19 protein-coding genes are annotated in these 23,184 nt (G+C 57.4%); 11 read left to right on the forward strand and 8 right to left on the reverse strand.

What is annotated here, in order from left to right:
- Positions 1–137: 137 nt before the first annotated feature.
- The gene (locus tag ACR0DS_RS18110) at positions 138–1,313 is read left to right on the forward strand and encodes a S41 family peptidase (protein ID WP_480560523.1); all 1,176 of its coding nucleotides are present in this window, start codon (positions 138–140) and stop codon (positions 1,311–1,313) included.
- Positions 1,314–1,383: 70 nt separating this feature from the next.
- Here the strand turns inward: ACR0DS_RS18110 and ACR0DS_RS18115 are convergent, their stop codons facing one another.
- Positions 1,384–2,283 (reverse strand): hypothetical protein, encoded by a 900-nt coding sequence (locus tag ACR0DS_RS18115; RefSeq protein ID WP_480560525.1) that lies wholly within the window; start codon positions 2,281–2,283, stop codon positions 1,384–1,386.
- Positions 2,284–2,446: 163 nt separating this feature from the next.
- The gene (locus tag ACR0DS_RS18120; RefSeq protein WP_480560527.1) at positions 2,447–4,159 is read right to left on the reverse strand and encodes an adenylate/guanylate cyclase domain-containing protein; all 1,713 of its coding nucleotides are present in this window, start codon (positions 4,157–4,159) and stop codon (positions 2,447–2,449) included.
- 330 nt (positions 4,160–4,489) lie between these two features.
- On the opposite strand from ACR0DS_RS18120, the gene pnp reads away from it, so the two are divergent.
- From pnp to ACR0DS_RS18140, 4 genes are all read left to right on the forward strand, one after another.
- The gene (gene pnp, locus ACR0DS_RS18125) at positions 4,490–6,640 is read left to right on the forward strand and encodes a polyribonucleotide nucleotidyltransferase (protein WP_480482820.1); all 2,151 of its coding nucleotides are present in this window, start codon (positions 4,490–4,492) and stop codon (positions 6,638–6,640) included.
- Positions 6,641–6,725: 85 nt separating this feature from the next.
- On the forward strand, positions 6,726–7,034 hold the full coding sequence (locus tag ACR0DS_RS18130; RefSeq protein WP_480560529.1) for an AAA family ATPase: 309 nt from the start codon (positions 6,726–6,728) through the stop codon (positions 7,032–7,034).
- Between the two features lie 69 nt (positions 7,035–7,103).
- The gene (locus ACR0DS_RS18135; protein ID WP_480560531.1) at positions 7,104–7,949 is read left to right on the forward strand and encodes a hypothetical protein; all 846 of its coding nucleotides are present in this window, start codon (positions 7,104–7,106) and stop codon (positions 7,947–7,949) included.
- Between the two features lie 441 nt (positions 7,950–8,390).
- Positions 8,391–9,395: a Hint domain-containing protein gene (locus ACR0DS_RS18140; RefSeq protein ID WP_480560533.1), complete on the forward strand. Its 1,005-nt coding sequence runs from the start codon at positions 8,391–8,393 to the stop codon at positions 9,393–9,395.
- Positions 9,396–9,407: 12 nt separating this feature from the next.
- On the opposite strand, the gene ACR0DS_RS18145 is transcribed toward ACR0DS_RS18140, so the two are convergent.
- Complete coding sequence (locus ACR0DS_RS18145) at positions 9,408–10,043, reverse strand: DUF1326 domain-containing protein (protein ID WP_480560535.1); 636 nt, start codon at positions 10,041–10,043, stop codon at positions 9,408–9,410.
- A gap of 266 nt (positions 10,044–10,309) precedes the next feature.
- Here ACR0DS_RS18145 and ACR0DS_RS18150 point away from each other — a divergent pair, with 266 nt between their 5' ends.
- Positions 10,310–10,999 (forward strand): outer membrane protein, encoded by a 690-nt coding sequence (locus ACR0DS_RS18150; protein WP_480560537.1) that lies wholly within the window; start codon positions 10,310–10,312, stop codon positions 10,997–10,999.
- A 129-nt stretch (positions 11,000–11,128) separates the two neighbouring features.
- Here the strand turns inward: ACR0DS_RS18150 and ACR0DS_RS18155 are convergent, their stop codons facing one another.
- Positions 11,129–11,779 carry a peroxiredoxin gene (locus tag ACR0DS_RS18155; protein ID WP_480517988.1) on the reverse strand — a complete coding sequence of 217 codons (651 nt, stop codon included), beginning with the start codon at positions 11,777–11,779 and terminating at the stop codon, positions 11,129–11,131.
- A 214-nt stretch (positions 11,780–11,993) separates the two neighbouring features.
- Between ACR0DS_RS18155 and ACR0DS_RS18160 the strand changes: the two genes are divergently transcribed.
- A complete protein-coding gene (locus ACR0DS_RS18160; RefSeq protein WP_480474264.1) occupies positions 11,994–13,433 on the forward strand; it encodes an aldehyde dehydrogenase family protein in 1,440 nt (479 codons plus the stop codon).
- Between the two features lie 61 nt (positions 13,434–13,494).
- Here the strand turns inward: ACR0DS_RS18160 and ACR0DS_RS18165 are convergent, their stop codons facing one another.
- Positions 13,495–13,929, reverse strand: a complete 435-nt coding sequence (locus tag ACR0DS_RS18165; RefSeq protein ID WP_480560539.1) for a glyoxalase superfamily protein — start codon at positions 13,927–13,929, stop codon at positions 13,495–13,497.
- A gap of 177 nt (positions 13,930–14,106) precedes the next feature.
- Positions 14,107–14,958 (reverse strand): bifunctional helix-turn-helix domain-containing protein/methylated-DNA--[protein]-cysteine S-methyltransferase, encoded by an 852-nt coding sequence (locus tag ACR0DS_RS18170; RefSeq protein ID WP_480560540.1) that lies wholly within the window; start codon positions 14,956–14,958, stop codon positions 14,107–14,109.
- A 117-nt stretch (positions 14,959–15,075) separates the two neighbouring features.
- Between ACR0DS_RS18170 and nth the strand changes: the two genes are divergently transcribed.
- On the forward strand, positions 15,076–15,720 hold the full coding sequence (gene nth, locus ACR0DS_RS18175) for an endonuclease III (RefSeq protein ID WP_209505105.1): 645 nt from the start codon (positions 15,076–15,078) through the stop codon (positions 15,718–15,720).
- Positions 15,717–16,706: an adenosine kinase gene (locus tag ACR0DS_RS18180; protein ID WP_480482801.1), complete on the forward strand. Its 990-nt coding sequence runs from the start codon at positions 15,717–15,719 to the stop codon at positions 16,704–16,706. The genes nth and ACR0DS_RS18180 overlap by 4 nt, the downstream gene beginning before the upstream one ends.
- 445 nt (positions 16,707–17,151) lie before the next feature.
- On the opposite strand, the gene ACR0DS_RS18185 is transcribed toward ACR0DS_RS18180, so the two are convergent.
- Positions 17,152–18,057 carry a LysR family transcriptional regulator gene (locus ACR0DS_RS18185; RefSeq protein WP_480560542.1) on the reverse strand — a complete coding sequence of 302 codons (906 nt, stop codon included), beginning with the start codon at positions 18,055–18,057 and terminating at the stop codon, positions 17,152–17,154.
- A 97-nt stretch (positions 18,058–18,154) separates the two neighbouring features.
- Here ACR0DS_RS18185 and ACR0DS_RS18190 point away from each other — a divergent pair, with 97 nt between their 5' ends.
- Together ACR0DS_RS18190 and ACR0DS_RS18195 are read left to right on the forward strand one after the other, a co-directional pair.
- Complete coding sequence (locus ACR0DS_RS18190) at positions 18,155–19,681, forward strand: sulfatase family protein (protein ID WP_480487809.1); 1,527 nt, start codon at positions 18,155–18,157, stop codon at positions 19,679–19,681.
- Positions 19,682–19,719: 38 nt separating this feature from the next.
- The gene (locus ACR0DS_RS18195; protein WP_480487811.1) at positions 19,720–21,306 is read left to right on the forward strand and encodes an ABC transporter substrate-binding protein; all 1,587 of its coding nucleotides are present in this window, start codon (positions 19,720–19,722) and stop codon (positions 21,304–21,306) included.
- Positions 21,307–22,207: 901 nt separating this feature from the next.
- Here ACR0DS_RS18195 and ACR0DS_RS18200 read toward each other — a convergent pair.
- On the reverse strand, positions 22,208–22,756 hold the full coding sequence (locus tag ACR0DS_RS18200) for a GTP-binding protein (RefSeq protein ID WP_480616882.1): 549 nt from the start codon (positions 22,754–22,756) through the stop codon (positions 22,208–22,210).
- Between the last annotated feature and the right edge of the window lie 428 nt (positions 22,757–23,184).

A 23,184-nucleotide genomic window follows, 5' to 3' on the forward strand; every position in this document is an offset into this window, starting at 1 on the left:
CCCAATTGGCGGGCGTTTTCTTATGTGGACGAATGTCAAGTATTCCAACCGACCAAAGCTGCAGTGGTAAACTCAATCTTGGTTGGCAAGGTGAGCCCAATCTGGACATTGACGAACGGCCATGCGCATCGTGAGGCATGTCGCTCACGGAAGACCTAAACCAAATTTTAGAAACTGTCTTGCCGACCGATCCCAGCTTTCAGCAGATCGAATATGCGGTGATAGACAATTGCATTAGTGAAACCCGGCGATACGCCTTGGAAGGCTCCACCGAAGCCTTCTTGATGTCCGCGATGCGTCTACTGGCACTTCCCGACAATGGGCACACACGGCTGATCCCGAACGATGCGATCAAAGTGCTTCCGCTGAGGTTCGTGAGCGTAGGGCGTTCTGTGCAACTCGTCGGCGCGTTTCCAGAGATAACTGCACCGCGAGGAGAACTGATTGCAGTCAACGGCGCAGCTTTGAGCCAGATTGAAGCAAAGGCGGAACAGTTTCTTGCGGGAACGTGCCAAAGGAAGCGAGTCATCGGACCTATTCTTTTGGCTTGGCCGTACGCCTTGGCACGTTTGGGTATTTCGTCAAACGGCGGAACGACCGAGTATCGTGTTCAGGACGAAAATGGGCAGATAACCAATCTGAAAGTGGCGATTGGAAACACCGTTCCAGGATCCATGCTCTACCCGAGAAATGAGCACGGCAAGGATGATCCAACTTGGGTGCCCAAGACTTTTGTGGAGATAAAGGATTGGCAAGATCTTGGGCTCTCAATAGCGTTACCGAGCTTTTTTGCTCCGAACGAAACAACGCTGCACAAAGCCGTCTCAGCCGCAGTGGAATACGTGCGCGCCTGTCCGAACAGAACGCTTTTGATTGACGTTCGCGGAAACACCGGCGGCGATTTTCTTCTGACGATGCCTTTGATAGACGCGATCTCGCAAAGCGCAAGTAAGCAGGTTGTTGTACTTGTCGATAAATTCACGTTTTCAGCGGCGATAGTGTTTGTGGCCATCCTCAAACATCGTTTGGGAAACAGGCTCAAACTTATCGGGGAAGAAATGGGTGACGGGTTGATGTTCTTTGCCGAGGGCGGGTTGCTCGATTTGCCGACCAGCGGGGCGGTTGTTCGATACTCATCAGCTTTTCACGATTGGAAGAATGGAACATCTGACAAAACCACGCCGCCTGAAATCGCGCGGAAGATCGTTCCCGTAGGGGCACTGAAATTGGATTTGGAATGGGTCGCAAATTGTGCAGATGAGGATGCGGACGGCACGTTCTATCAACGAATTCTCAGCAGCGTGAGCACTTAGACAAACGGCCGAGACGGCATCGCGGCTCCCATCCGCGACGCCGCTCGGCATGGCTTTTGCTGTCTTCGGGTCAGATTGCCTGCCACTTCTTGTAGGTATCGACCGCCAAGGCGGTGTCGATCACGAACATCGCAACTGCGGTTACCATCGCCAGCATCGACACCCAGAACGACCCGCTTGCCGAGGCGACGGCCAGTGTCATGCCGCCGACGCAGGTGGCAATCGCGGCGGCTTTTTCAAGGCCGCTCATGTCGGTCAGAACGATGCCGGCAAGTTTGGTGAACCCGACGGACGCCTTGGCGACGCCCAGCATGGCCTTCATCATGGCCAGATCGCTGCCCGCCGTTCCGGCCTTGGCGATTGCGCCGGCATGGCGGCTGATCGGGCCGCTGCATTTGACGGCAATCCCGGCCCCGGCCCGCGTGACCGTCTTGGTTCCGAGCGCCTGATAAACCCCCAGCGCGGCCATGGCCATCGTGATGATATCGGCAAACGCTTTGGCGGCGGCCCCGATAAAGGTGTTCAGCGCGGCTTTCTTGCGCTTTTTCCTGCTGGTGCCCAGCGGTGCCCCCAAAAGCGGCGTGTCCCCCTGCATCAGGATCAGGCTGTCCGCGGTTTCCTGCACCGAGAACGGCGCGGCATCGACGGGAACCGTAGCGGCTTCGGCCTCGGGTATCGGGTCGGGGGACAGGAACCGCGCCTTGATCTGCGCCTGTTGGTCGGCCGGAAGCGCGCGGATATCGGCCCCTTCGTCTGAGGCATAAAGCTCTTCCCATGCGCTTTCCATGATCGCGGCCACGTCCGCCGCGCTTGGTTCGGTGGCCGGGGCTGTCATCAGTGGCATCTTGGGGCCTGCATCAAGGTCGATATCCTCGACCGCGTCCTCGGGGAGGTTGTCAAGCATCTCGATAAATGACTCGTCGAACACATCAGGGTTGAATGAAATGCCAGAGGCGGAATGGAGCTTCATGGGTAAACCTACTTTCATTAACTTTGACACAATAAGCCTGCACAATAGACGAGTTTTGAAATCTCTCTGTGGTGAACATCACACTTGAACAACCAGTCGCCGCCAACCGGGGGGGGCGCGGCGTTTCGTGGCCGCAGCAGAACGTGTGTCTGTAGATCAGCCGTTATTCGGGAAGACCGGCCTTTTTCCACCCTTCGCGCCAGCTTTCCGCACAGGCCGGAACGGTAAAGATTGGCAAACTGGTCTGATCCGAGGAAGCGGTGATATCGGGGCGCAATGCTTGCAGGTCGCTTATCGCCGCCTGCGCCGCTGCGGCATCCGACATCTGACCCAAGGCGGCAATAAGCATCAGGTGGCTCATGACAAATCCTGACCGAACGGCCAGAGCGTCACGCGCTGCGGCGGCGGCCTCGTCATACCGGCACAGCTGAAACAGCGCGCTTGCCCGGGCGATATGCGCCGCATGGCGCATGGGGTCTTTCGGGCTGAGTTCAATGGCATGTGTTGCGTGTTCCAATGCCTCGTCCGACCGGTTCAACATGCACAGGTTGATAGAGGCGAGCATGTGAACACTTGCAGCATTGGGGTTTTCGGCCAGAGCCTGTTTGAACGCCGCCCGCGCGCGCGGCAAGTCGCGGGCCAGCATCGAGATTGAATGCGCCGCATAAGCCATGGCAATGCCGTCGGCGCGGTCGCTCATGAGAACGCGTTCTGCGGCGCTGATGGCGGCCCTGGGCCCTTCGCCGATGGGATCGAGCCCCTGCACAAGGCGTTGAATATGCAGCCATGCCAGCAGCCCTGCGGCTGCGGCGTAATCCGGGTCGCGGTCCAGCGCCAGCGTTGTCAGCCGGATGGCTTCGCGATTGGCGTCATCTGTCAGCAGATGAAATTGCGACTGCGCCTGAAGATAGAGTTCATAGGCTTCGAGGCTTTCGGTCGGCTTGGCGCGGGATCGGTTCGTTTCGGCTTGGCGCAGCGAAGGTTCGATCGCCGTGACGACCTCTTGCGTGACCTTGTCCTGAAGCTCGAAGATATCGTCCAGCACCCCGTCAAAGCGATCGGCCCACAGGTGGCTGCCATTTTCCGCATCGATCAACTGCCCGGTGATCCGGACACGCTGTCCCGCGCGGCGGACGGATCCTTCCAGCACATACCGAACCCCGAGCGTCAGGCCGACCTGGCGGATATCCGTCGTTTTTCCCTTGAAGATGAAGGACGAGTTGCGGGCCACGACCATCAGCCAGCGAAAGCGCGACAGTTCCGTGATGATGTCCTCGGTTATACCGTCGGCAAAGAACTCTTGCTCGGGGTCGCCGGACATGTTGTCGAAGGGCAGAACGGCGATCCCCGGGCGGGTGTCGGCGGGTGTTGCAAGATTGGCGGTTGAGCCCTTTGGCCAACACCAGACACCAACGCGGCGCGTGATGTTCTTTAGCTCGGCCTGCCCGCCGCCGCCGAACAGACCCGCATCACCCCGGTCAAGGCTGTGATGCGCCGTGTCCGAGATCAGGATCTGGTCGGGTTTGGCCAGAGCCTCGAGCCGGGCAGCGACATTGATGCCATCACCGAAGATGTCTTCGCCTTCCGCAATGACCTCGCCCGTGTGAATACCGATGCGCAGCCGCAGCCCTTCGGGCTTGTCGCAGGATTGCAGGGCAATCGCAAAATCCGACGCGTCGGACGTTGACTGGAATTCAGCGATCCAGCCATCCCCCATGCTTTTGATCAATGTGCCGTTGTGGGATTCCAGCAGGGCAGTGAGCGTGTCGTCACGGAACGATTTCAGCGCTGCAAGTGTACCCTGCCGGTCCTGATCCATAAGCGCTGAGTACCCGACAACGTCAGCCGCCAGCACTGTCGTAAGCCGTCTTTTCATTCGCACCCCCGATGAAAGTGAGGTTAGCGCAGTGATCCGGTTCTGTCAGGCCATATCCCGGACGGGGGCAATGGCACGCAGCGCGCCATCATGCGGCCCCTGTGCCTTGCGACGCGCTGCGAGAGGTCAGGACCTGCCTCAGCATGATCCGGCCAGCTTTTTCGGTTTCGCTTTCCTTCCAACGCATTCTCATGTATGCGCGCGGTATCTGAGACGTTGTGCCCTGACCCCGGCACTCGAACGGAAGATAAATGGGGTCGGCGGCAATGGGGCCGCCATGCAAAACCGGAGACCCGCAGGGGCGGGAGTGCTCCGTTCTAGGATACGCATATGTTTGATGTAACGAAGAAATCGATGCAGTGGGGCGAGGAAACGCTGACACTGGAAACCGGCAAGGTTGCCCGTCAGGCCGACGGCACCGTGATTGCCACGCTGGGCGAAACCAGCGTCATGGCCAACGTGACCTTTGCCAAGAGCCAAAAACCTGGTCAGGACTTTTTCCCGCTGACCGTACATTACCAAGAGAAATATTACGCCGCCGGTAAGGTTCCGGGTGGCTTCTTCAAGCGCGAAGCGCGCCCGACCGAGAAAGAGACGCTGACCGCGCGTCTGATCGACCGTCCGATCCGCCCGCTGTTCGTTGACGGTTTCAAAAACGAAGTGCTGGTGATGTGCACCGTGCTGAGCCACGATCTGGTCAATGATCCCGACATCGTTGCAATGATCGCCGCGTCGGCTGCGCTGACCATTTCCGGCGCGCCGTTCATGGGCCCGATCGCCGGTGCCCGCGTTGGATTCGTGGATGGCGAATACGTCCTGAACCCGACCGTGGATGACATGCAGGACCTGCGCCTGAACCCTGAACAGCGTCTGGATCTGGTTGTTGCCGGTACCAAAGACGCCGTGATGATGGTGGAATCGGAAGCCTATGAGCTGTCCGAGGCCGAAATGCTGGGTGCCGTGACCTTTGCGCATGAGCAGATCCAGCCGGTCATCGACCTGATCATTTCGCTGGCCGAAGACGCCGCGAAAGAGCCGTTCGAATTCGTCGCACCCGATTACTCGGAGCTTTATGCCGCCGTTTCGGCTGCTGGTGAAGAGCAGATGCGCGCCGCGTTCGCGATCACCGACAAGCAGGAGCGCACCGCCGCTGTTGCCGCTGCCCGTGAAGCGATCAAGGAAGCGCTGAGCGAGGAACAGCTGGAAGACGCCAACCTTGGCTCGGCGATGAAAAAGCTGGAAGCCGGTATTCTGCGCGGTGACGTCGTCAAGGGCGGCAAGCGCATCGACGGTCGTTCGACCACCGATGTGCGTGCCATCGAAGCCGAAACCTCGCTGCTGCCGCGCACACACGGCTCTGCCCTGTTCACCCGCGGTGAAACTCAGGCGCTGGCCGTGACCACGCTGGGCACCGGCGACGATGAGCAGTTCATCGACGCGCTGCACGGCAACTTCAAATCGAACTTCCTGCTGCATTACAACTTCCCCCCCTATTCGGTTGGTGAAGTGGGCCGCGTGGGTTCGCCCGGCCGCCGCGAGATCGGTCACGGCAAGCTGGCATGGCGCGCACTTCAGGCGGTTCTGCCTGCGCCAACCGACTTCCCCTATACCATCCGCGTGGTGTCCGAGATCACCGAATCCAACGGCTCCAGCTCGATGGCGTCTGTCTGCGGCGGGTCGTTGTCGATGATGGATGCGGGTGTTCCGCTGAAAGCCCCGGTTGCCGGTGTGGCCATGGGCCTGATCCTGGAAGATGACGGGTCTTACGCGGTTCTGACCGACATTCTGGGTGACGAAGACCACCTGGGCGATATGGACTTCAAGGTTGCTGGTACTGCAAACGGCATCACCTCGCTTCAGATGGACATCAAGGTCGCGGGCATCACGCCTCAGATCATGGAAACCGCCCTGGCACAGGCCAAGGACGGCCGGATGCACATCCTGGGCGAGATGGGCAAAGCCCTGTCCGAGACCAACGAGTTCTCGGTCCACGCACCGCGCATCGAGACCATGAACATCCCGACCGACAAGATCCGTGAAGTGATCGGTTCGGGCGGCAAGGTCATCCGCGAGATCGTCGAGGTTTCGGGTGCCAAGGTCGACATCAACGACGATGGCGTCATCAAGATCGCATCGCCCGATGGGGAATCGATCAAGAAAGCCTATGACATGATCTGGTCGATCGTGGCCGAGCCGGAAGAAGGTCAGGTCTATACCGGCAAGGTGGTCAAGATTGTCGATTTCGGTGCCTTCGTGAACTTCTTTGGTAAGCGTGACGGTCTGGTCCACGTGTCCCAGATCGAAAACCGCCGCCTGAACCATCCGTCGGATGTTCTGAAGGAAGGTCAGGAAGTGAAGGTCAAGCTGCTGGGCTTTGACGATCGCGGCAAGGTTCGCCTGTCGATGAAAGTGGTCGATCAGGAAACCGGGGAAGAGATCGTTCCCGAGAAGAAAGAAAAGAAAGAGGAAAGCGCAGAGTAATCTGCTTCTTACTTGATATTTTTATGGGGCTCCGGTGGAATTACCGGAGCCTTTGTGTATTCTGAGAGCAAATTCTGAGGTGAACATGAAGTTTAATCCGTTTGTACCGTTCGGGATCGCTTTTCCTGGAATGTTCATTGGACGGTTCGATGAGATTGAGGCGATTGAACAGGCTCTTTTTCAGACAAAGAATAACAACCCTCAGCACCTCCTCATTTCCGGCGAGCGTGGCATAGGAAAATCATCATTATTGAATTATGCAGATCTAATAGCCCGCGGAGAGATCAACGTCGAAGCTTTAGAATTCAATTTCTTGACTGTTTCTAACGACTTAGCAGGCGTTCAAACGCAGGGTGGAATCGTTAAGCAAATTGGACGTGAACTAAAATCCTAGCTCCGTTCGCACGAGAACCTTAAAGAAAAAGCAAAGCTGGTTTGGGAGTTTCTTTCCAATTGGGAAATATTGGGCGTCGCCTATAGAGGAAAAGAGGAAGAGATCGACCCCGACGAAGCACTTGATGATCTGGTTTCCCTCTTCGTCGACATCTCGGAGACACGCAACTTTGACGGAATCGCAGTGCTTCTGGACGAGGCAGACACACCTCCGGTGGAAGCTGGCCTGGGAGAATTTTTAAAAATTGTAACGGAACGCTTGGCGAAGCGAGGTTGCAACGACGTATTGTTCTTGCTCGCTGGTCAGTCGATTCTTGTTCAAAAGCTTCGGGATTCTCACGAGTCATCTCTTAGAGTTTTTCAGGTTTTGACCATGCAACCACTTGAACCGAAAGAGAGAAAGAATGTAGTCCGTGTAGGCATCGCTAGAGCAAATGAAGAAAACGAACGCAAAACAAAAATTGATGAAGAAGCAACTGACCTGTTGAGCGATCTTTCTGAAGGATACCCACACTTCCTTCAGCAGTTTTGTTACTGTGCTTTTGACACCGACACGGATGACGCGATTGATTTGAAAGATGTACTTCATGGTGCTTCGGCAGAGAACGGCGCGATAGATCAACTCGGTGCGAAGTACTTCAGCGAGATGTACTATTCAAAGATTTGGTCTGACGATTATAGACGAGTTTTGGATTTTATGGCTGAACACGGCGACGGTTGGGTTGCACGCAAGTCAATTATTGAAGGCTGTGAAGTATCCGCTTCTAATGTGGATAATGCTCTTGCGGCTTTAAAAAAGCGCGAGATTATCTTAGCTGATGAAGCGCGCAAAGGGTTTTATCGGTTACCTACAAGGTCTTTTGCAACTTGGATAACTGTCGTTTCCAGCACTCATTCTGAAAATGTTTTGCAATAATGTTTCACTACCGTCCACTAACCTCCGCTACCGTCCACTAACCTCCGCTACCTTCCGCTAACCTCCGCTACCTTCCGCTAACCTCCGCTACCTTCCGCTAACCTCCGCTACCTTCCACTAACCTCCGCTACCTTCCACTAACCTCCGCTACCTTCCGCTAACCTCCGCTACCTTCCACTAACCTCCGCTTCTACCACCCACATATCCGCATATGTGAAATGCCGGGGCTAGGTTGGTTTTGCTTAAAGAGGAAAGCGCAGAGTAATCTGCCCACCCTCTGATTGAATGCGAAAGGCCCCGGTTTCGACCGGGGCTTTTTTTGTCCGCGCGGTCAGGAGTGTCGGGCGTCCCGTGGCTTGGTAAATCAATTATTAACACTTCATGCGTGTATTTACTCAACCATAAGGATGATCATGTTGCATTCAGGGATGCTTTTCGACCGTGGCCTCGATTACCGTTTTCGAAATCAGCGCAGACCCCTACAGCAATAAAAGCGTCGATATAACCGCCGCTTATTCCGTTGATATCACCGACAATGACGCCCTGTTGCAGGATCCTGACCCTGACAGCGCGCAGCTTGATCTGTCGGCCCTGCCCGGTTTTTCCGGGACAAGCCAGAATTTCAGCACCTTCGAAAGCTATTCGGGAACGGTGAACGGGGCGCCTGTCACCTTCATTCTGGTTCAGTTCTCGAACCCGCGCTACATCATCGTCACCTCGGGTCAGGCACAGTTGAACGATACCATCTCGGGGACCAGCTTTGGCGGGACGGCAGCGCCAACCACGTATCAGACCTTGCCGTCTTTCGTGTGTTTCACCGCCGGGTCTCTGATCCGGACGCCCGTCGGGCTGCGCCGGGTCGAGACGCTGAACCCCGGCGACCCGGTTGTCACCGCCAAGGGCCATACCCGCCCGGTGCGTTGGATCGGCAGGCGTCGCTTGTCAGCGCAGGAGTTGCAACAGGACCCTCATCTCTGCCCGGTACGGATCATGGCGGGGTGTTTCGGGACAAACAGCCCAAGCCGTGATCTGGTCGTCTCGCCACAACACCGGATCGCCGTCACTTCGGCGATGATGGAGCTGATGCATTGCGAGACCGCGATGCTGGCCCCGGCCAAGGGGCTGATCAATGGGCGGACAATTGTTCAGGAGCTGCCTGCGCAAGGGGTCGAATACGTCCATATCCTCTTTGACCGGCATGAGCTGGTGAACGTCGAAGGGGTCTGGTCCGAATCCTTCTATCCCGGTGACACGACATTGGGCGCGATGGCACCCGCCACAAGGCGCGAGCTGTTCACCCTGTTCCCGGATCTGGCCTGCGGTGCCGGTGGCTATGGATCAACCGCGTTGCCGGTGCTGAAACCCTTTGAGGTTCGGGCGCTGAAGGCGGATCTGACGCTGCCCTGCTGGTCATCGGTCCCGAACACATCTGCGCACGCCGCCTGACAGGGGTGCCGATCAGTGGGCAACCCCGCCGGGCCCGTGTTTCAGTAGATGCCACTGGCCATAGCTGTCCTTCAGGTCCAGCTTGATCGCGGCATCAGAGCGGGTCGAGGCGCTGCCGATCTCGGCAATGGAAAACTCGATCCCGCCGGGGATATCGATGCGCACCCGATGCGCGCCGCCGCCATGTGGGGCCTGGATCGGCTGTCCGGTGGATTTCAGGACATCACCAACGGAAACGCTGGCCGTGCGTTCTTCGAGGTCCATCTCGAATTCGATCGGCAGGTAGAGCGTGTCATGGACCGTCTCGCACATTGCCCTGAACACGTACCAATGCGTCGCCATTTCTTCGGTTTCTTCGCCGTGAAAGACCTTTTCCAGCGCGTCGCGCTGTGCCGGGGTTGCTGCGGGATCGACGATCACCTGCATCTCGCCGCCGCCTTCAAAGATCGGCCCCGGCCAGGCATAGATCAGCGCGGCCTTGGTCCCGCTGAGGTCGGTGTCGCCGAAATGCCCTTTGGTCACCTCAAGCACTTCGAACCCCCGGCAATCGCCATGGGTCGGCAACTCTTCGAACTGGCAGGGGCAGGCATAGCCGCAATTGCAGTTCCCGAAACTCTCTCCTTCAACATACCAATCTGTAAAAGCCATGGTCTTCTCCCGCTAAGTACAGTCCGACAGCCCGAGGTGATTGGTCTTATGCCTGAGTTTTGCCCCGGAACATCCTATCACAAATTGCCCCGAACCAGAACCTGAGGGCCAGAAGACGGCAGATGAACGGGCCTGCCCAACCCCGGATCTATTCATTCACGCGCGTCCAAAACCCTGTGAAACGAAGTGATAACCCCGCGCCTTTCCTTTCCGCCAAGCCCGCCCACATCGAAGCCAAGCAGAGTTTTGGAGCAACGGAGACAATCATGATCAAGCACGTTTTACTTACCTCAACGGCCCTCGCCGTCAGCGCGACGGCGCTTGCCGCGCAGAGCCTGGGCGACGGCACCTATATTCAGGGCTTTGTCGGGTACAGCCAGCTGCAGGACAGCGATTTCGCGGGCACGATCGGCGGCGCGCCACAATCGGTCGACACGGAGTTCGACGCGGGGTTCGGTCTGGGCGTGGCCATCGGCAAGGAGATCCCGCAATGGTCCAATGACAGGTTCGGCACGCGGATTGAGCTGGAGCTGTCTTACCGCGACAGCGACGTGGATGGTGTGAACTTCTCGGGCAACGGGCCGGGGGCCGAGGGCAATATCTCGGGCGATGTCACGCAGACCTCATTGTTTGCCAATGTGCTGTTCGATTTCAAACAGGCGGGTGCGCTGACGCCCTATGCCGGGTTTGGTCTGGGGGCCACCTATTCGGATCTGGATTTTGCCTATGGGCCGGGTGTGGTACTGGATGACAGCGACACCACCTTTGCCGCGCAGCTGATCGCCGGTGTGGCTTACGAGATCAACCCGTCAACCGCCTTTACCGTCGACGCCCGCTATGCCCGCGCCTTTGACGTCTCGTCGCGGCGACTGGCCCCGAACGGCGCGTTGACCGGCATTGTCGAAGACGATCTGGATACGTTCAGTGTCAATTTCGGGCTTCGGTACAAGTTCTGAGGTCTAGGGGCAGGTTTCTCTCAGGTCATCCTGCCCCTGCCTGCTTCATCTGGCCCCAAATATCCTCGGGGGGAATCGTGCCGGCAGGCGCGATGGGGGGCAGACAGCCCCCCTGACCCGGGAACCGCCTCAGGACGGCGCTTTGGTCTTGCGCAGATAGGGGAAGATCGTCTCGAACGCGCCGAATTTGGCCTTGGCGTCTTCGTTCGACACAGAGGGTGGGATGATCACGTCTTCACCCGGCACCCAGTTGGCAGGCGTTGCGACACCTTTCGACGACATCTGCAACCCGTCCAGCGCGCGCAGGATTTCCGCAAAGTTGCGACCTACGGTCATCGGATAGGTCATCGACAGTTTCAGCTGCTTGTCCGGGCCGATGATAAAGACCGACCGCACGGTGGCGCTGTCCGCCGGGGTGCGGCCATCGGGCAGGTAAGCTTCGGCAGGCAGCATGTCGAAGGCTTTCGACACGGCCAGACCGTCATCAGCGATGATCGGGAAACTGGGATTGGCCTTGCCGTATTCCTCGATGTCCTTCTTCCATTTCTTGTGGTCTTCGACACCGTCAACCGACACGCCGATCACCTTGGTGTTGCGCGCGGCCCATTCGTCGTTCAGCTGCGCGACGGCCGAGAATTCGGTGGTGCAGACAGGCGTGAAATCCTTGGGGTGCGAGAACAGAATGGCCCAGCTGTCGCCAATCCAGTCGTGAAACTGAATGGTGCCCTGATCTGTTTCTGCGGTGAAGTTAGGGACCGTATCGTTGATGCGCAAACCCATGGCTACTTCCTTTCCTGTTGAAAATCCGAGTCGATTGCCTGAAACCTAATCACTTTGTGCGAAGGTTAAACCTTTCATCGTGGTCGCGGCCAAGGAATTTGCCGGTTTCACTGGAAAAATAATTTGATCAAATTATCTATTGCTCCCTCTTCGCTTGGGTGACAGAGTGTCGGCGAACAGCCGGATTCTAGCTGAACCGACAGGAGGGCTCAGGATGATCGAGAAACGGAATTTCTATATCAATGGTCAATGGGTCGCGCCGTCGCAACCCAATGATTTCGAGGTCATCAACCCCTCGACCGAGGAGCCGTGCGCGGTGATCTCGCTGGGTGGTCAGGCCGACACGGATGCGGCGGTTGCCGCCGCCAAGGCCGCCCTGCCGGGCTGGATGGCAACGCCGGTGGAGACCCGCATCGCACTGGTCGAGAAGCTGATCGACATCTACCAGACCCGCGCGGAAGATCTGGCGCAGGCCATGTCGCTGGAAATGGGTGCGCCGATTGACATGTCGCGCAGCCAGCAGGTTGGTGCAGGCACATGGCATTTGCAGAACTTCATCCGCGCGGCCAAGGCGTTTCAGTTTGAACGCCCTCTGGGGGATCACGCCCCGAATGACCGGATCATCTATGAGGCGGTTGGCGTGGCCGCATTGATCACGCCCTGGAACTGGCCGATGAACCAGGTCACGCTCAAGGTCGGTGCGGCGGCGATTGCGGGCTGCACGATGGTTCTGAAACCCTCCGAGCAAAGCCCGCTGAATGCGATGATCTTTGCCGAGATGATGGACGAGGCAGGATTCCCGCCCGGTGTCTTCAATCTGGTGAACGGCGATGGCCCGGGCGTTGGTTCGCAGCTGTCGGGTCATCCCGACGTGGATATGGTCAGCTTTACCGGATCGACCCGTGCGGGTACGGCAATTTCGAAGAACGCGGCGGAAACGCTCAAGAAAGTGCATCTGGAGCTGGGTGGCAAAGGGGCCAATGTGGTCTTTGCCGATGCCGATGAAAAGGCTGTCAAACGCGGCGTCCTGCATATGATGAACAACACCGGCCAAAGCTGTAATGCCCCCAGCCGGATGCTGGTGCAGCGCCCGATCTATGATCAGGCCGTTGAGATCGCGGCCGAGGTCGCCAGCAAGGTCACGGTGGGCAATGCCGCAGACGAGGGCCGCCATATCGGACCCGTCGTGAATGAGGTTCAATGGACCAAGATTCAGGACCTGATCCAGAAAGGTATCGACGAAGGGGCGCGGCTGGTCGCGGGCGGCACCGGACGCCCCGAGGGGCTGAACAAGGGCTATTATGTCCGCCCCACGGTCTTTGCCGATGCCAACAACCAGATGACCATCGCGCGCGAGGAAATCTTTGGCCCCGTCCTGACCATGATCCCGTTCGACACCGAGGAAGAGGCTGTCGAGATCGCCAATGACACGCCTTATGGCCTGACCAATTATGTGCAGACGCAGGACAAGGCGCGCGCCAACCGCATGGCGCGGGTTCTGCGGTCGGGCATGGTCGAGATGAACGGCCAGTCGCGCAGCGCGGGCTCTCCGTTTGGTGGGATGAAGCAATCCGGCAACGGGCGCGAAGGTGGCGTTTGGGGGCTGGAAGACTTTCTGGAAGTCAAATCCGTCGGCGGCTGGGCGGCTGAATAATCCACCCAGCGCAATGCAAGATGAGAGGGCGGGGCAACGCGGTTGCCTCGCCCTTATTATGTCAGACAGGCCGCACCACTAGCTGGGGTTCCCCGTCGGACGTATGGCGACGGGAACGACCGTCCCAGCCAATCTCTCCAGTCACGCGCTGGCGAAAGGCCGAGAAACTGTCGAACCGGACCACATCGACAGGCGTGTCGAACTGTAGGGTCACCCGGCGGTGTGCACCGTCCCCCAGCATTGTCAGACCACGAATTTCCGCCGTGAACGGCTGGCCCAGGTATCGACCTTCGACCCGGTCGCCCACGCGCAAGCGCATCCGGTTGCCCGCCATCGCGTGCAATGTGTTCCAGTCGCGCACCCCATGTTGATGAGCCACCAGTTCCAGGGCCTGACCGTGCGACAGCTGAACGCCGGTGTCGTGCAGTTTCCGTCGCAGGCGTTTGGCCTGCTCTTTCAGCTCCTCCAGCGGAGCGATGTCTTGTGACAGTGTCATGTTTTGCCTCGTTTCCTTGAACGGGCGCGAGTTTAGGACGGGGTTCGCATTACCATCCGCGCGCCGGGAAAGGGCAACAGATGTTTGTTCAACCGGGTTTCACCAAAGCCTATGGCCGCGAACGGCAGGGGACCCGAACCTGCGTTGCTTTTTGGCAGCGGTCGGGCCTTCTGTCAATCAGGCGTCGGCCTGCGCCGCCTCATAGGCCAGCATGGCCCGTTTGACCGGCAGACCCCAGTGATAGCCGCCCAACCCCCCTGATTTGCGCAGGGCGCGGTGACACGGGATCAGCCAACTGACCGGGTTTCGCCCGACCGCCGTGCCCACGGCGCGCACGGCCTGCGGCGAACCCACGCGCTGCGCGATCTCGGAATAGGTCGTCACCTGCCCCGACGGGATGTGCATCAGTGCTTCCCATACCTTGATCTGCAAGGGCGAGCCGATCAGGTAGAGCGGCGTCGGCTCTAACCGGTCGCGGGCCGTGCCGAATGCGCTGAGAACCCAGGGGCGCAGACGCATGGTATCCTCGACATAATCCGCGTTGGGCCAGCGCGAGACCATATCCTCCATCGCCGCCTTCTCTCCGGTTTCGACCCCGAAGGCGATGCCGCAGATCCCCTTGTCGGTGCCCATGACCAGCGCGGGACCAAAGGGGCATTCGAACCAGCCCCAGTAGATCGTCAGACCCGTGCCCTTGCGGGCGTATTCGCCGGGGCTCATGGATTCCCATTTCAGGAACAGATCATGCAGGCGGCCACTGCCGGACAGGCCGACATTATGGGCGGTTTCAAGCGTGGTGAACCGTTCGCGCAGCAGCGCCTTTGCATGGCCCAGCGTAAGGTATTGCTGATACCGTTTTGGCGACACACCAGTCCAACGCGAGAACAGGCGCTGGAAATGCGCCGGGCTCATATCCATCTGGCGGGCCAACTCATCGAGGCTGAGGGTTTCACCGCCCTGATCAATCAGGTCGATTGCCCGGCGCATGACGTTGTAGTGGTATCCGCTTTCGGGGGTCTGGACGTTCATGGTTGCACCTCGTTGTCTGGCACAAACCATAGCGCGCGCGACACGCTGCCGCGACCCGGAACTTGCGCATTGGCTTTGGGCTTGTGTCGCGGCCCCTCGGGCGGCATTAAGGCCCGGATGGCAAAGCAACTCGACTATCATACGATCCGCGAGATCTTTACGCGCTTTCAGGAAGCCGACCCCGAACCCAAGGGTGAGCTTGAGCATGTGAATGTCTACACGCTGGTCGTGGCCGTGGCGCTGTCGGCGCAGGCAACCGATGCGGGGGTCAACAAGGCCACGCGCGAGTTGTTCAAGATCGCCGATACGCCGCAAAAGATGCTGGATCTGGGCGAGGAGGGCCTGATCGAGCATATCAAGACCATCGGCCTGTTCCGCCAGAAGGCCAAGAACGTCATCAAGCTGAGCCGTATTCTGGTCGAAGACTATGGCGGTGAAGTCCCAAATTCCCGCGCAGCGCTGCAATCGCTGCCGGGTGTCGGACGCAAGACCGCCAACGTTGTGCTGAACATGTGGTGGCGGCAGCCGGCGCAGGCTGTGGACACGCACATCTTTCGCGTCGGCAATCGCACCGGCATCTGCCCCGGCAAGGACGTGGACGCGGTCGAGCGCGCCATCGAAGACAATATCCCCGCCGATTTTCAACTCCATGCGCATCACTGGCTGATCCTGCATGGCCGGTACCATTGCAAGGCGCGCAAGCCGCAATGCCCGACCTGCATCATCCGTGATCTCTGTCAATTCGAGGACAAGACATTATGAAAACCTACCAGCTGACCGGTATCGGAAATGCCGTTGTGGACGTGATCTCGCAGGCCGATGACAGTTTCCTGGAACTGATGGGCATCGAAAAAGGCATCATGCAGCTGATCGAGCAGGAGCGCGGCGAGCTGCTGTATGCCTCGATGGAGGGTCGGGTACAGACACCGGGCGGGTCTGTTGCCAACACGATTGCGGGCGCAGGTGCGCTGGGGCTGGATGCTGCCTTTATCGGGCGGGTGCATGACGATGCGCTAGGCCGGTTCTATGCGGATGCGATGAACGAAGATGGCGTCGATTTCGTCAACCCGCCGGTTCCGGGCGGGGAATTGCCGACCTCGCGCTCGATGATCTTTGTCTCGCCCGATGGCGAGCGGTCGATGAACACCTATCTGGGCATCTCCTCGGAACTGTCGTCGCATGACGTGCCCGATGAGGTCGCCGGAAGCAGCCAGATCATGTTCCTTGAGGGCTATCTGTTCGACAAGGAAAAGGGAAAGGCCGCGTTTCTTGAGGCCGCGCGCGCCTGCCACAAGGGCGGCGGCAAGACCGGGATCGCCATTTCCGACCCGTTCTGCGTGGAACGGCACCGGGTTGATTTCCTGCTGTTGATCGAGAATGAGCTGGATTTCGTCATCGGCAACGAGGCCGAAATCAAATCGCTGTTTGAAACCGACGATCTGGAAGAGGCGCTGATCAAGACCGCCGAGATTTGCCCGCTGGTGGTTTGCACCCGCTCGGGTGATGGCGTGACCGTCCTGAACGGAGGCGCGCGCATCGACGTGCCGGTCAAGAGGATCGTGCCAGTAGACGCAACAGGTGCCGGTGACCAGTTCGCTGCGGGGTTCCTGTATGGAATGGCCACAGGGCGCGATTACGAGACATGCGCCAGGATCGGCAACGTCTGCGCCCGCGAGGTCATCAGCCATATCGGCCCAAGACCCGAGGCTGATATGCTGGAATTGTTGCGGGAAGAAGGGCTGCTTTGAGCCCATTTTGTTGAAAGACTCCTCCTTTATCGAAGGCTGAACGGCCAATCCGCATGTTGCGGGCTGGGTATTGCGTTGTGATCCGGTCCGCGCGGTGGTTTTGTGAAGAGGCGCAACTGGCTTGAAGTCATTCGGACTATGGTTGCCCACTCATAGAAGCGTGCTGCCTTTTTGAGCGTCCAATCATTCTCACCCTTAAGGGTGTTTGCTTGCTTTAACCTCTGTCTGCGCGCAAGTGCCTTGGATTTTGGTCTTCGTTGCCCCAAGTTTGCGCCGGAGCACACAACGCAGACCCAGAAACACGTGCGGCGTGCCAGTGTCGATTGGCGCGTGGACGAGAGGCATATCCTGGTCGGCGGCAAAAGCGGGACCCATCAACGCATGCAACAGTCCCGCAACGCCGGTGTATCCGAAGAAGTCTGAACGTCAATGAACGCTTTGTATTTTAGCCGAGTTGTTTGGTCCACAAAACAACGCGTTCGATCTCTTGGATCAGGCAATCCTGAAAATCCCTGTCTATCTGTGAAGCGTTGATGCCAATTGGTTCAACGACCGCAAACCGATAGAGAGGAAGGTCCTCTACGATCCGCGGCCGTCCTTTGTTCCCTTGCAACCAATGAAAAGCCGTAAATGCATCCACGAGAGGCAACCCACCGCAGGATTTGCTAAGAGAAAGTGCAGCTAAAGATGTTTCGACAGTCACCGGTGGGCGCTCACCCTCTAGCAAGTCACTTAGCGACAAAGCACTCTCAACTTCGTTGCGCAGCCCGATGATCTGATAGGGCGCCATCTGTTCCAGTGTCAGCGCCCCCTGACCTGCGGCTAAAGGGTGACCTTCGGGAACAAAACAAATATGTGGTAAGCTTCCCTCAAACAGGACGTTCATTTGCTTCAGAGAGCGCGAAACATAGGCGAAGCCTGTTCTCATCGCGCCGAAACGGGCATAGTCCAGTATCCAGTTTGAAGATCGTACCCGCCAATCGATCCGGATGTTCTTTTCCGCTATGTTCAGCCGTCTCAGGGCCTGAGGCACGAGGTCTAATGAGGCGGCGGTTATTGTGGCAATTGACAAGGACCCGCGATCCTTCCGAGCGATCTGAGAGGCGATCTCGTTCAAGTTCGCAAGGGCCGAAAAATTGCGTTTAACCTCTTGATAGAATTCTTCCGCTTCGGGGAGCGGTGTCACACCCTTACTTCGGCGACGAAACAAAGGAACGCCAAACTCCCGCTCCAGATCCGACAAAAGCCGGCTGACGCTGGGTTGTGACAGATTCAACCTGCGACCAGCAGCGGAAACCGACCCGGTTTGCATGATCGCAGAGAAGACGTTGAGTTGGTTATGGGTGAACATAGGTATTCGATTAACAAATATCAGTCGAAACAGATAGTATTATTTCAAATGTAAGCGCTGTGGTACTGTCCCGTTGTTTCGGAGGGCAGCGCCAAGAATGAAGAAAAATGTCATTTTGATTATGACGGACCAGCAACGCGCGAACAGTCTGGGCTGCACCGGAAACAAGCATGTCAGGACACCGAATATAGACGCACTGGCCCAGCGGGGCGCCGTCTTTACCAAGCATTTCACACCGCACCAGATCTGCTCTCCAAGCCGGTCCACTTTGTTCAGCGGTCAGTATGCAAGGTCGCACGGCCTGACGCGCAACGGGGTTGCCCTGCCTGAGGATCTGAAACTGATCACCCATGACTTTCAGGCCATGGGGTACAAGACCCATGGGGTTGGGAAATTCCACTTCCAACCTATTCTGGCCGGGCCAGAGCATCTTATGCCGGATTCAAACGCCTTTTGGGACTTACCGGAAAGTGAGGGATGGTGCGGCCCCTTTTACGGGTTTGACGCGGTCGACATTCTGATTGGAGAATCCGTTAGTGCCACAAAAGGTGGGCATTATGCCCGTTGGCTGGAATCTGTCGCGCCGGGAGCGGCCGAGCTCTATCTCCCGGAAAACGCGCTTGAACCGCAATGTGGGGATATTGACGAAGTTTGGAAATCGGCCATCCCTTTCGACTTGCATTACAACTCTTGGATCACAGATCGGGCCTGCGAGTTCCTGACCGAAAATGACGGGTCAGACCCGTTCTTTCTGTTTGTTTCCTTTCCCGATCCGCACCATCCTTTTTCCCCCCCTGCGCCATGGTGCGACATGTACGATCCGGCGGACATGCCAATGCCCTCATATGTGCCTGATGAGCTGTCAGCGATGCCGTCTTTCCTGCGCGACGGCGATGATGAGGAAAAAGGTAAAAGCTATGTGGACTTCCTGCGCGATCCGGGACCACCGCGAGAACAGGGTTTTTTGCAGACAACATCGAACTTCTCGGACGATTCAATTCGCCGTGCGATCGCGTATACCAATGGAATGATTTCGATGATTGACGCTTGCGTCGGCCGGATCATGGCACAGGCGGAGCATCAGGGTCTCCTTGAAGACACCGTCGTTATTTTCACCTCGGATCATGGCGAGTTGTTGGGTGATCACGGGCTTATCCGAAAAGGCCCCAGCCCCTACAGATCGCTTTTGCACGTACCGCTGATCGCTGCAGGTCCAGGGATCGAGCCTGGCGAACGTCACGGGACAACAAGTCATCTGGATCTGCGCGCGACCCTGCAGGATTTTTTGGAGCTGGAGCATCAGCCGACCGAAGGGGTCTCTTTCGCTCACCTGATGACGCAGGCAGATGGCCCGGGGCGTCGCGCGTTTTTTGCCGAATATCACCCACGCACGCGCATGGACACTTACAACCAGACGGTAATGACAGACGAATGGCGTGTCACAATCTATCCTCAAAACGCAGACTGGGGAGAGATGTTCGATCTTCGCAACGATCCGGGTGAACACGTCAATCTCTTCTTCAAAGAAGAATACCGCAGCACGCGTGACGAGATCATTGAAAAATTGTCACGACACTTTCCGCCAGCTGCGGATGCAGGCGGAGTGTCACTTGCAACCTACTAATCAAATCTGAGCTCTCAAACGACAACGGGGAAGTCACCATGAACGAACATATCAAATATCTGGCAAAACAGGCAGCGCTTGGCAAAATGCCCCGCCGTGAATTTCTTGGGAAGGCGTCCGCCTTGGGGCTGGCTGCTGCAACAGCCAATCTGGCGATGTCGTCAGCGGTCAAAGCCGCTGGTCCACAAAAAGGTGGCACCATTCGCGTTGGCATCCAGGGCGGCGGCACAACTGACAGCCTAGATCCTGCGACCGCCGCAAACTCAACCGCTAATATGGTCGCCCGCCTTTGGGGTGAGACGCTCTTGACGCTTGCACCTGATGGCGGCCTTGAGCCAAAGGTCGCAGAAAGCTTTGAGGCTTCTGCCGACGCAAAAACGTGGACGTTCAAGATACGAGACGGCATCACCTTCTCAAACGGTCAGCCCGTCACTGCCGAGGATGTTCTACAGACCATCGACCGACACTCGAACGAAGAGACCAAATCCGGGGCGTTGGGCTTGTTGCGCGGTATCGCAAATATGCGAACAGATGGCGACCTGTTCATTGTCGAGCTGGAAGCGCCCAATGCGGACCTTCCATATCTGCTTTCGGATTATCACCTCGTCATTCAGCCTGGCGGCGGTAAAGAGGACCCAGCTGCTGCAATTGGCACCGGTCCTTATGTTTTGAAAGCCGCCGATATGGGTGTGCGTTTCGTGGCTGAACACAACCCCAACCATTGGGATGACACGATTGGTCATGCCGGCACGATCGAAGTGATTGTCATCAACGACAACACCGCACGAGTCGCGGCGCTGCAATCTGGTCAGGTCGACATGATTGACCGTGTGCCGCCCCGTACTGCACGTCTTGTTGACCGCGCGCCCGGTATCACGGTGCGCTCTACGTCTGGCGCAGGTCATTACGTGTTTATCATGCACGTCAATACCGCGCCGTTCGACAACCATGATCTGCGTATGGCCTTGAAATACGCCATCAATCGTCAGGAAATGGTGGACAAGATCCTCTTCGGCTACGGCTCTGTGGGCAATGACACACCCATCAACAGCTCTTATCCCCTCGCAACTGGGTTCGAACAGCGCGAATACGACCCGGACAAGGCGGCGTTCCACTTCAAGAAATCGGGTCATAGCGGGCCGGTCACGCTTCGGTCGTCCGAGAACTCGTTCCCCGGCGCATTGGATGCGGCCGCGTTGTTCCAGCAGTCCGCAGCTGCCGCGGGCATAACGCTGGATGTGAAGCGCGAGCCCAATGACGGCTACTGGTCTGAAGTTTGGAACAAGCAACCTTTCTGCACCAGTTACTGGGGTGGCCGTCCGGTTCAGGACCAAATGCTGTCCACAGCATATTTGTCCACAGCGGATTGGAATGACACCCGGTTCTTCAACGAGCGTTTCGATCAAATCGTCATCGCAGCGCGCGCCGAACTCGATGATGCGAAGCGCAAGGAAATGTACGCAGAAGCCTCAGCGTTGATCCGTGATGATGGTGGTCTGATCTGTCCGATGTTCAACGACTTTGTCGGTGCGACTTCAGATCGGATCAGCGGTTGGGTTGACGATCACAAGGGCTTTGACCTGATGGATTTCCGCGCACCGTTGAAGATGTGGGTCGCCGCTTAAACGCGCGGTTTTCGAGTTTGACCATGAACAGGCGCAGTTCTTATCCCGAACTGCGCCTGTTCAATTGCGACTCGAACCAGCGTTTCAAAAGAAATGGCACGTGTCGGGCATTGATTGGCATCCCATGCCCTGGCGAGAGGAACTACGACTTGAATAGAGCCGCTGCGGGTCTGATCCGATCCGCGCTGGTAAGGAGGGCTCAAGGATCACTTACTGTGAGTGCCAACCCGCAGCGACTGAGCGCATGTAAGAGTTGCAAACTGACACAAAAGGGGGAAGAAAACGCCGTCTGACGTCACTTTTTGAGCGACTAGTCGAAAAATCAAATCGCTTCTTAAGTTTGCGTAAACTTCTTAATGGCCACAACAACTGAATCGACGTTGCGTCAATAAAACGATACGCGAAAAGCGCGAGAAGATACTCACCGCGACAACTGTTTATCACGAAGTCAGGCCAACTCCTGCTCGGTTGGTTTGGCACTGCTGCGCCGCTCATATTTCTCCACTGCCAACGGATGTCTTTGGCATCTTTCTCGCCGTGGCTCCGCTTGGCTCGGGGTTTCTGTCTCATCTCCACTCCTTGGTGGCAACGATGTGCCAGAAACCCTCTCTTATCAAAACGACCTAAATTGTCCCATTGGCGCTGACTTCAGACAATCGTGTTCGATATGCATTTCATCGCGCATCATTCGGCCCCGTGTATTTGATGGTGGACGCTGATGAACTCGTCGCGTTGGGGCGTAGTTCCCGGTACAAACGCTGAACAATGTGTTCTACAATCCGCGTCGAAAGCACTCAGCACTGAGCTGGAAAAGCCCGGTCGCCTTCGAACGGAAAGTGGCTTAAACGAGCACTTGGAGCGGCACGAAAACGTGACAGGTCCACGGAAAGAGTAGTCTCCTTTATGCCACTTCGAGGAACACTCTTCCCAAGGTGTCTTCAGAAACGGCCCCGGGCGCACCGATCGCGACCAGACGAGTTTCCGGCTTGCGCGTTCCCCACTTCTCGTCCCGGGCAATGTCGATACGCTTGCCGACGACTTGCACGACAATACGGTGCTCCGGGTCTTCCTCGCTATAGACAAACCCTTTCACCCGGTAGACCTCACCGGGCAGTCCCTTGATTGCGTCTCGCAGGCCGGAGAGATTAACGGGAAGATCCGAGCGTAGCATCGTGGTCGAGAACTTCGCCGCGTGGTTATGGTGATGCTCATGTTCGGGGCAACCGCAGCCTGGGCCATGGGCGTGTTCTGACGGTTCCGCATCCAGTTGTTCGGCGGCAAAGCGTCCGACAGAGAGCAGGATGTCAAGCGGCACCTCCGCGTTGACTGCTTCCACCAGCCTGTAGCGACGGAAGCGCGATCCCAGCCAGTCATGGACTTTCTGGACCGTCTCGCGCTCCACAAGGTCAACCTTGTTCAGGATCACCATGTCCGAGAATGCGAGGAGCATGCGGTCTTTGTGAACAAACCGGATTCCGAATTGCTGTGAACGGAATCGTCGTCTGGGAAATTGCAAGACCAGAGACACGAGGTGATCCCATCTTCAATGGAACAATAGACATGGATCGGGACATGTTGCGTGTGTGCCAAGAAAACTCACTGGAAACGCTTGGTGTTGAAATCCCGTTCGAACAAGATTTTTTCACTGCACACACACGCATTGTGGTCTGCCAAACCCAAAGCTACTGATCGCTGGCGGACTTCTTAGTTTCGACAGAAGACTAGCGGAACATCCGAAACCAGCCTTTCAACTGAAAACGGCCAATGGCAGCAAAGTCCGGATAGTGTTGAAGAAGTCGACGTTTGAACTGCCGGTTGGCGAAGCCGAAAGCAGTCGATTTATTCCTCTCAGCCTGTTGGTTCTGGTTGCGGAACCAT

Source organism: Ruegeria sp. AF5, from assembly GCF_056541905.1.

Coding starts and splice junctions, on each gene's coding strand:
- ACR0DS_RS18110 (WP_480560523.1), top strand. CDS start 138: ATGTCGCTCACGGAAGACCTAAACCAAATTTTAGAAACTGTCTTGCCG.
- ACR0DS_RS18115 (WP_480560525.1), bottom strand. CDS start 2,283: ATGAAGCTCCATTCCGCCTCTGGCATTTCATTCAACCCTGATGTGTTC.
- ACR0DS_RS18120 (WP_480560527.1), bottom strand. CDS start 4,159: ATGAAAAGACGGCTTACGACAGTGCTGGCGGCTGACGTTGTCGGGTAC.
- pnp (WP_480482820.1), top strand. CDS start 4,490: ATGTTTGATGTAACGAAGAAATCGATGCAGTGGGGCGAGGAAACGCTG.
- ACR0DS_RS18130 (WP_480560529.1), top strand. CDS start 6,726: ATGAAGTTTAATCCGTTTGTACCGTTCGGGATCGCTTTTCCTGGAATG.
- ACR0DS_RS18145 (WP_480560535.1), bottom strand. CDS start 10,043: ATGGCTTTTACAGATTGGTATGTTGAAGGAGAGAGTTTCGGGAACTGC.
- ACR0DS_RS18150 (WP_480560537.1), top strand. CDS start 10,310: ATGATCAAGCACGTTTTACTTACCTCAACGGCCCTCGCCGTCAGCGCG.
- ACR0DS_RS18155 (WP_480517988.1), bottom strand. CDS start 11,779: ATGGGTTTGCGCATCAACGATACGGTCCCTAACTTCACCGCAGAAACA.
- ACR0DS_RS18160 (WP_480474264.1), top strand. CDS start 11,994: ATGATCGAGAAACGGAATTTCTATATCAATGGTCAATGGGTCGCGCCG.
- ACR0DS_RS18165 (WP_480560539.1), bottom strand. CDS start 13,929: ATGACACTGTCACAAGACATCGCTCCGCTGGAGGAGCTGAAAGAGCAG.
- ACR0DS_RS18170 (WP_480560540.1), bottom strand. CDS start 14,958: ATGAACGTCCAGACCCCCGAAAGCGGATACCACTACAACGTCATGCGC.
- nth (WP_209505105.1), top strand. CDS start 15,076: ATGGCAAAGCAACTCGACTATCATACGATCCGCGAGATCTTTACGCGC.
- ACR0DS_RS18180 (WP_480482801.1), top strand. CDS start 15,717: ATGAAAACCTACCAGCTGACCGGTATCGGAAATGCCGTTGTGGACGTG.
- ACR0DS_RS18185 (WP_480560542.1), bottom strand. CDS start 18,057: ATGTTCACCCATAACCAACTCAACGTCTTCTCTGCGATCATGCAAACC.
- ACR0DS_RS18190 (WP_480487809.1), top strand. CDS start 18,155: ATGAAGAAAAATGTCATTTTGATTATGACGGACCAGCAACGCGCGAAC.
- ACR0DS_RS18195 (WP_480487811.1), top strand. CDS start 19,720: ATGAACGAACATATCAAATATCTGGCAAAACAGGCAGCGCTTGGCAAA.
- ACR0DS_RS18200 (WP_480616882.1), bottom strand. CDS start 22,756: ATGCTCCTCGCATTCTCGGACATGGTGATCCTGAACAAGGTTGACCTT.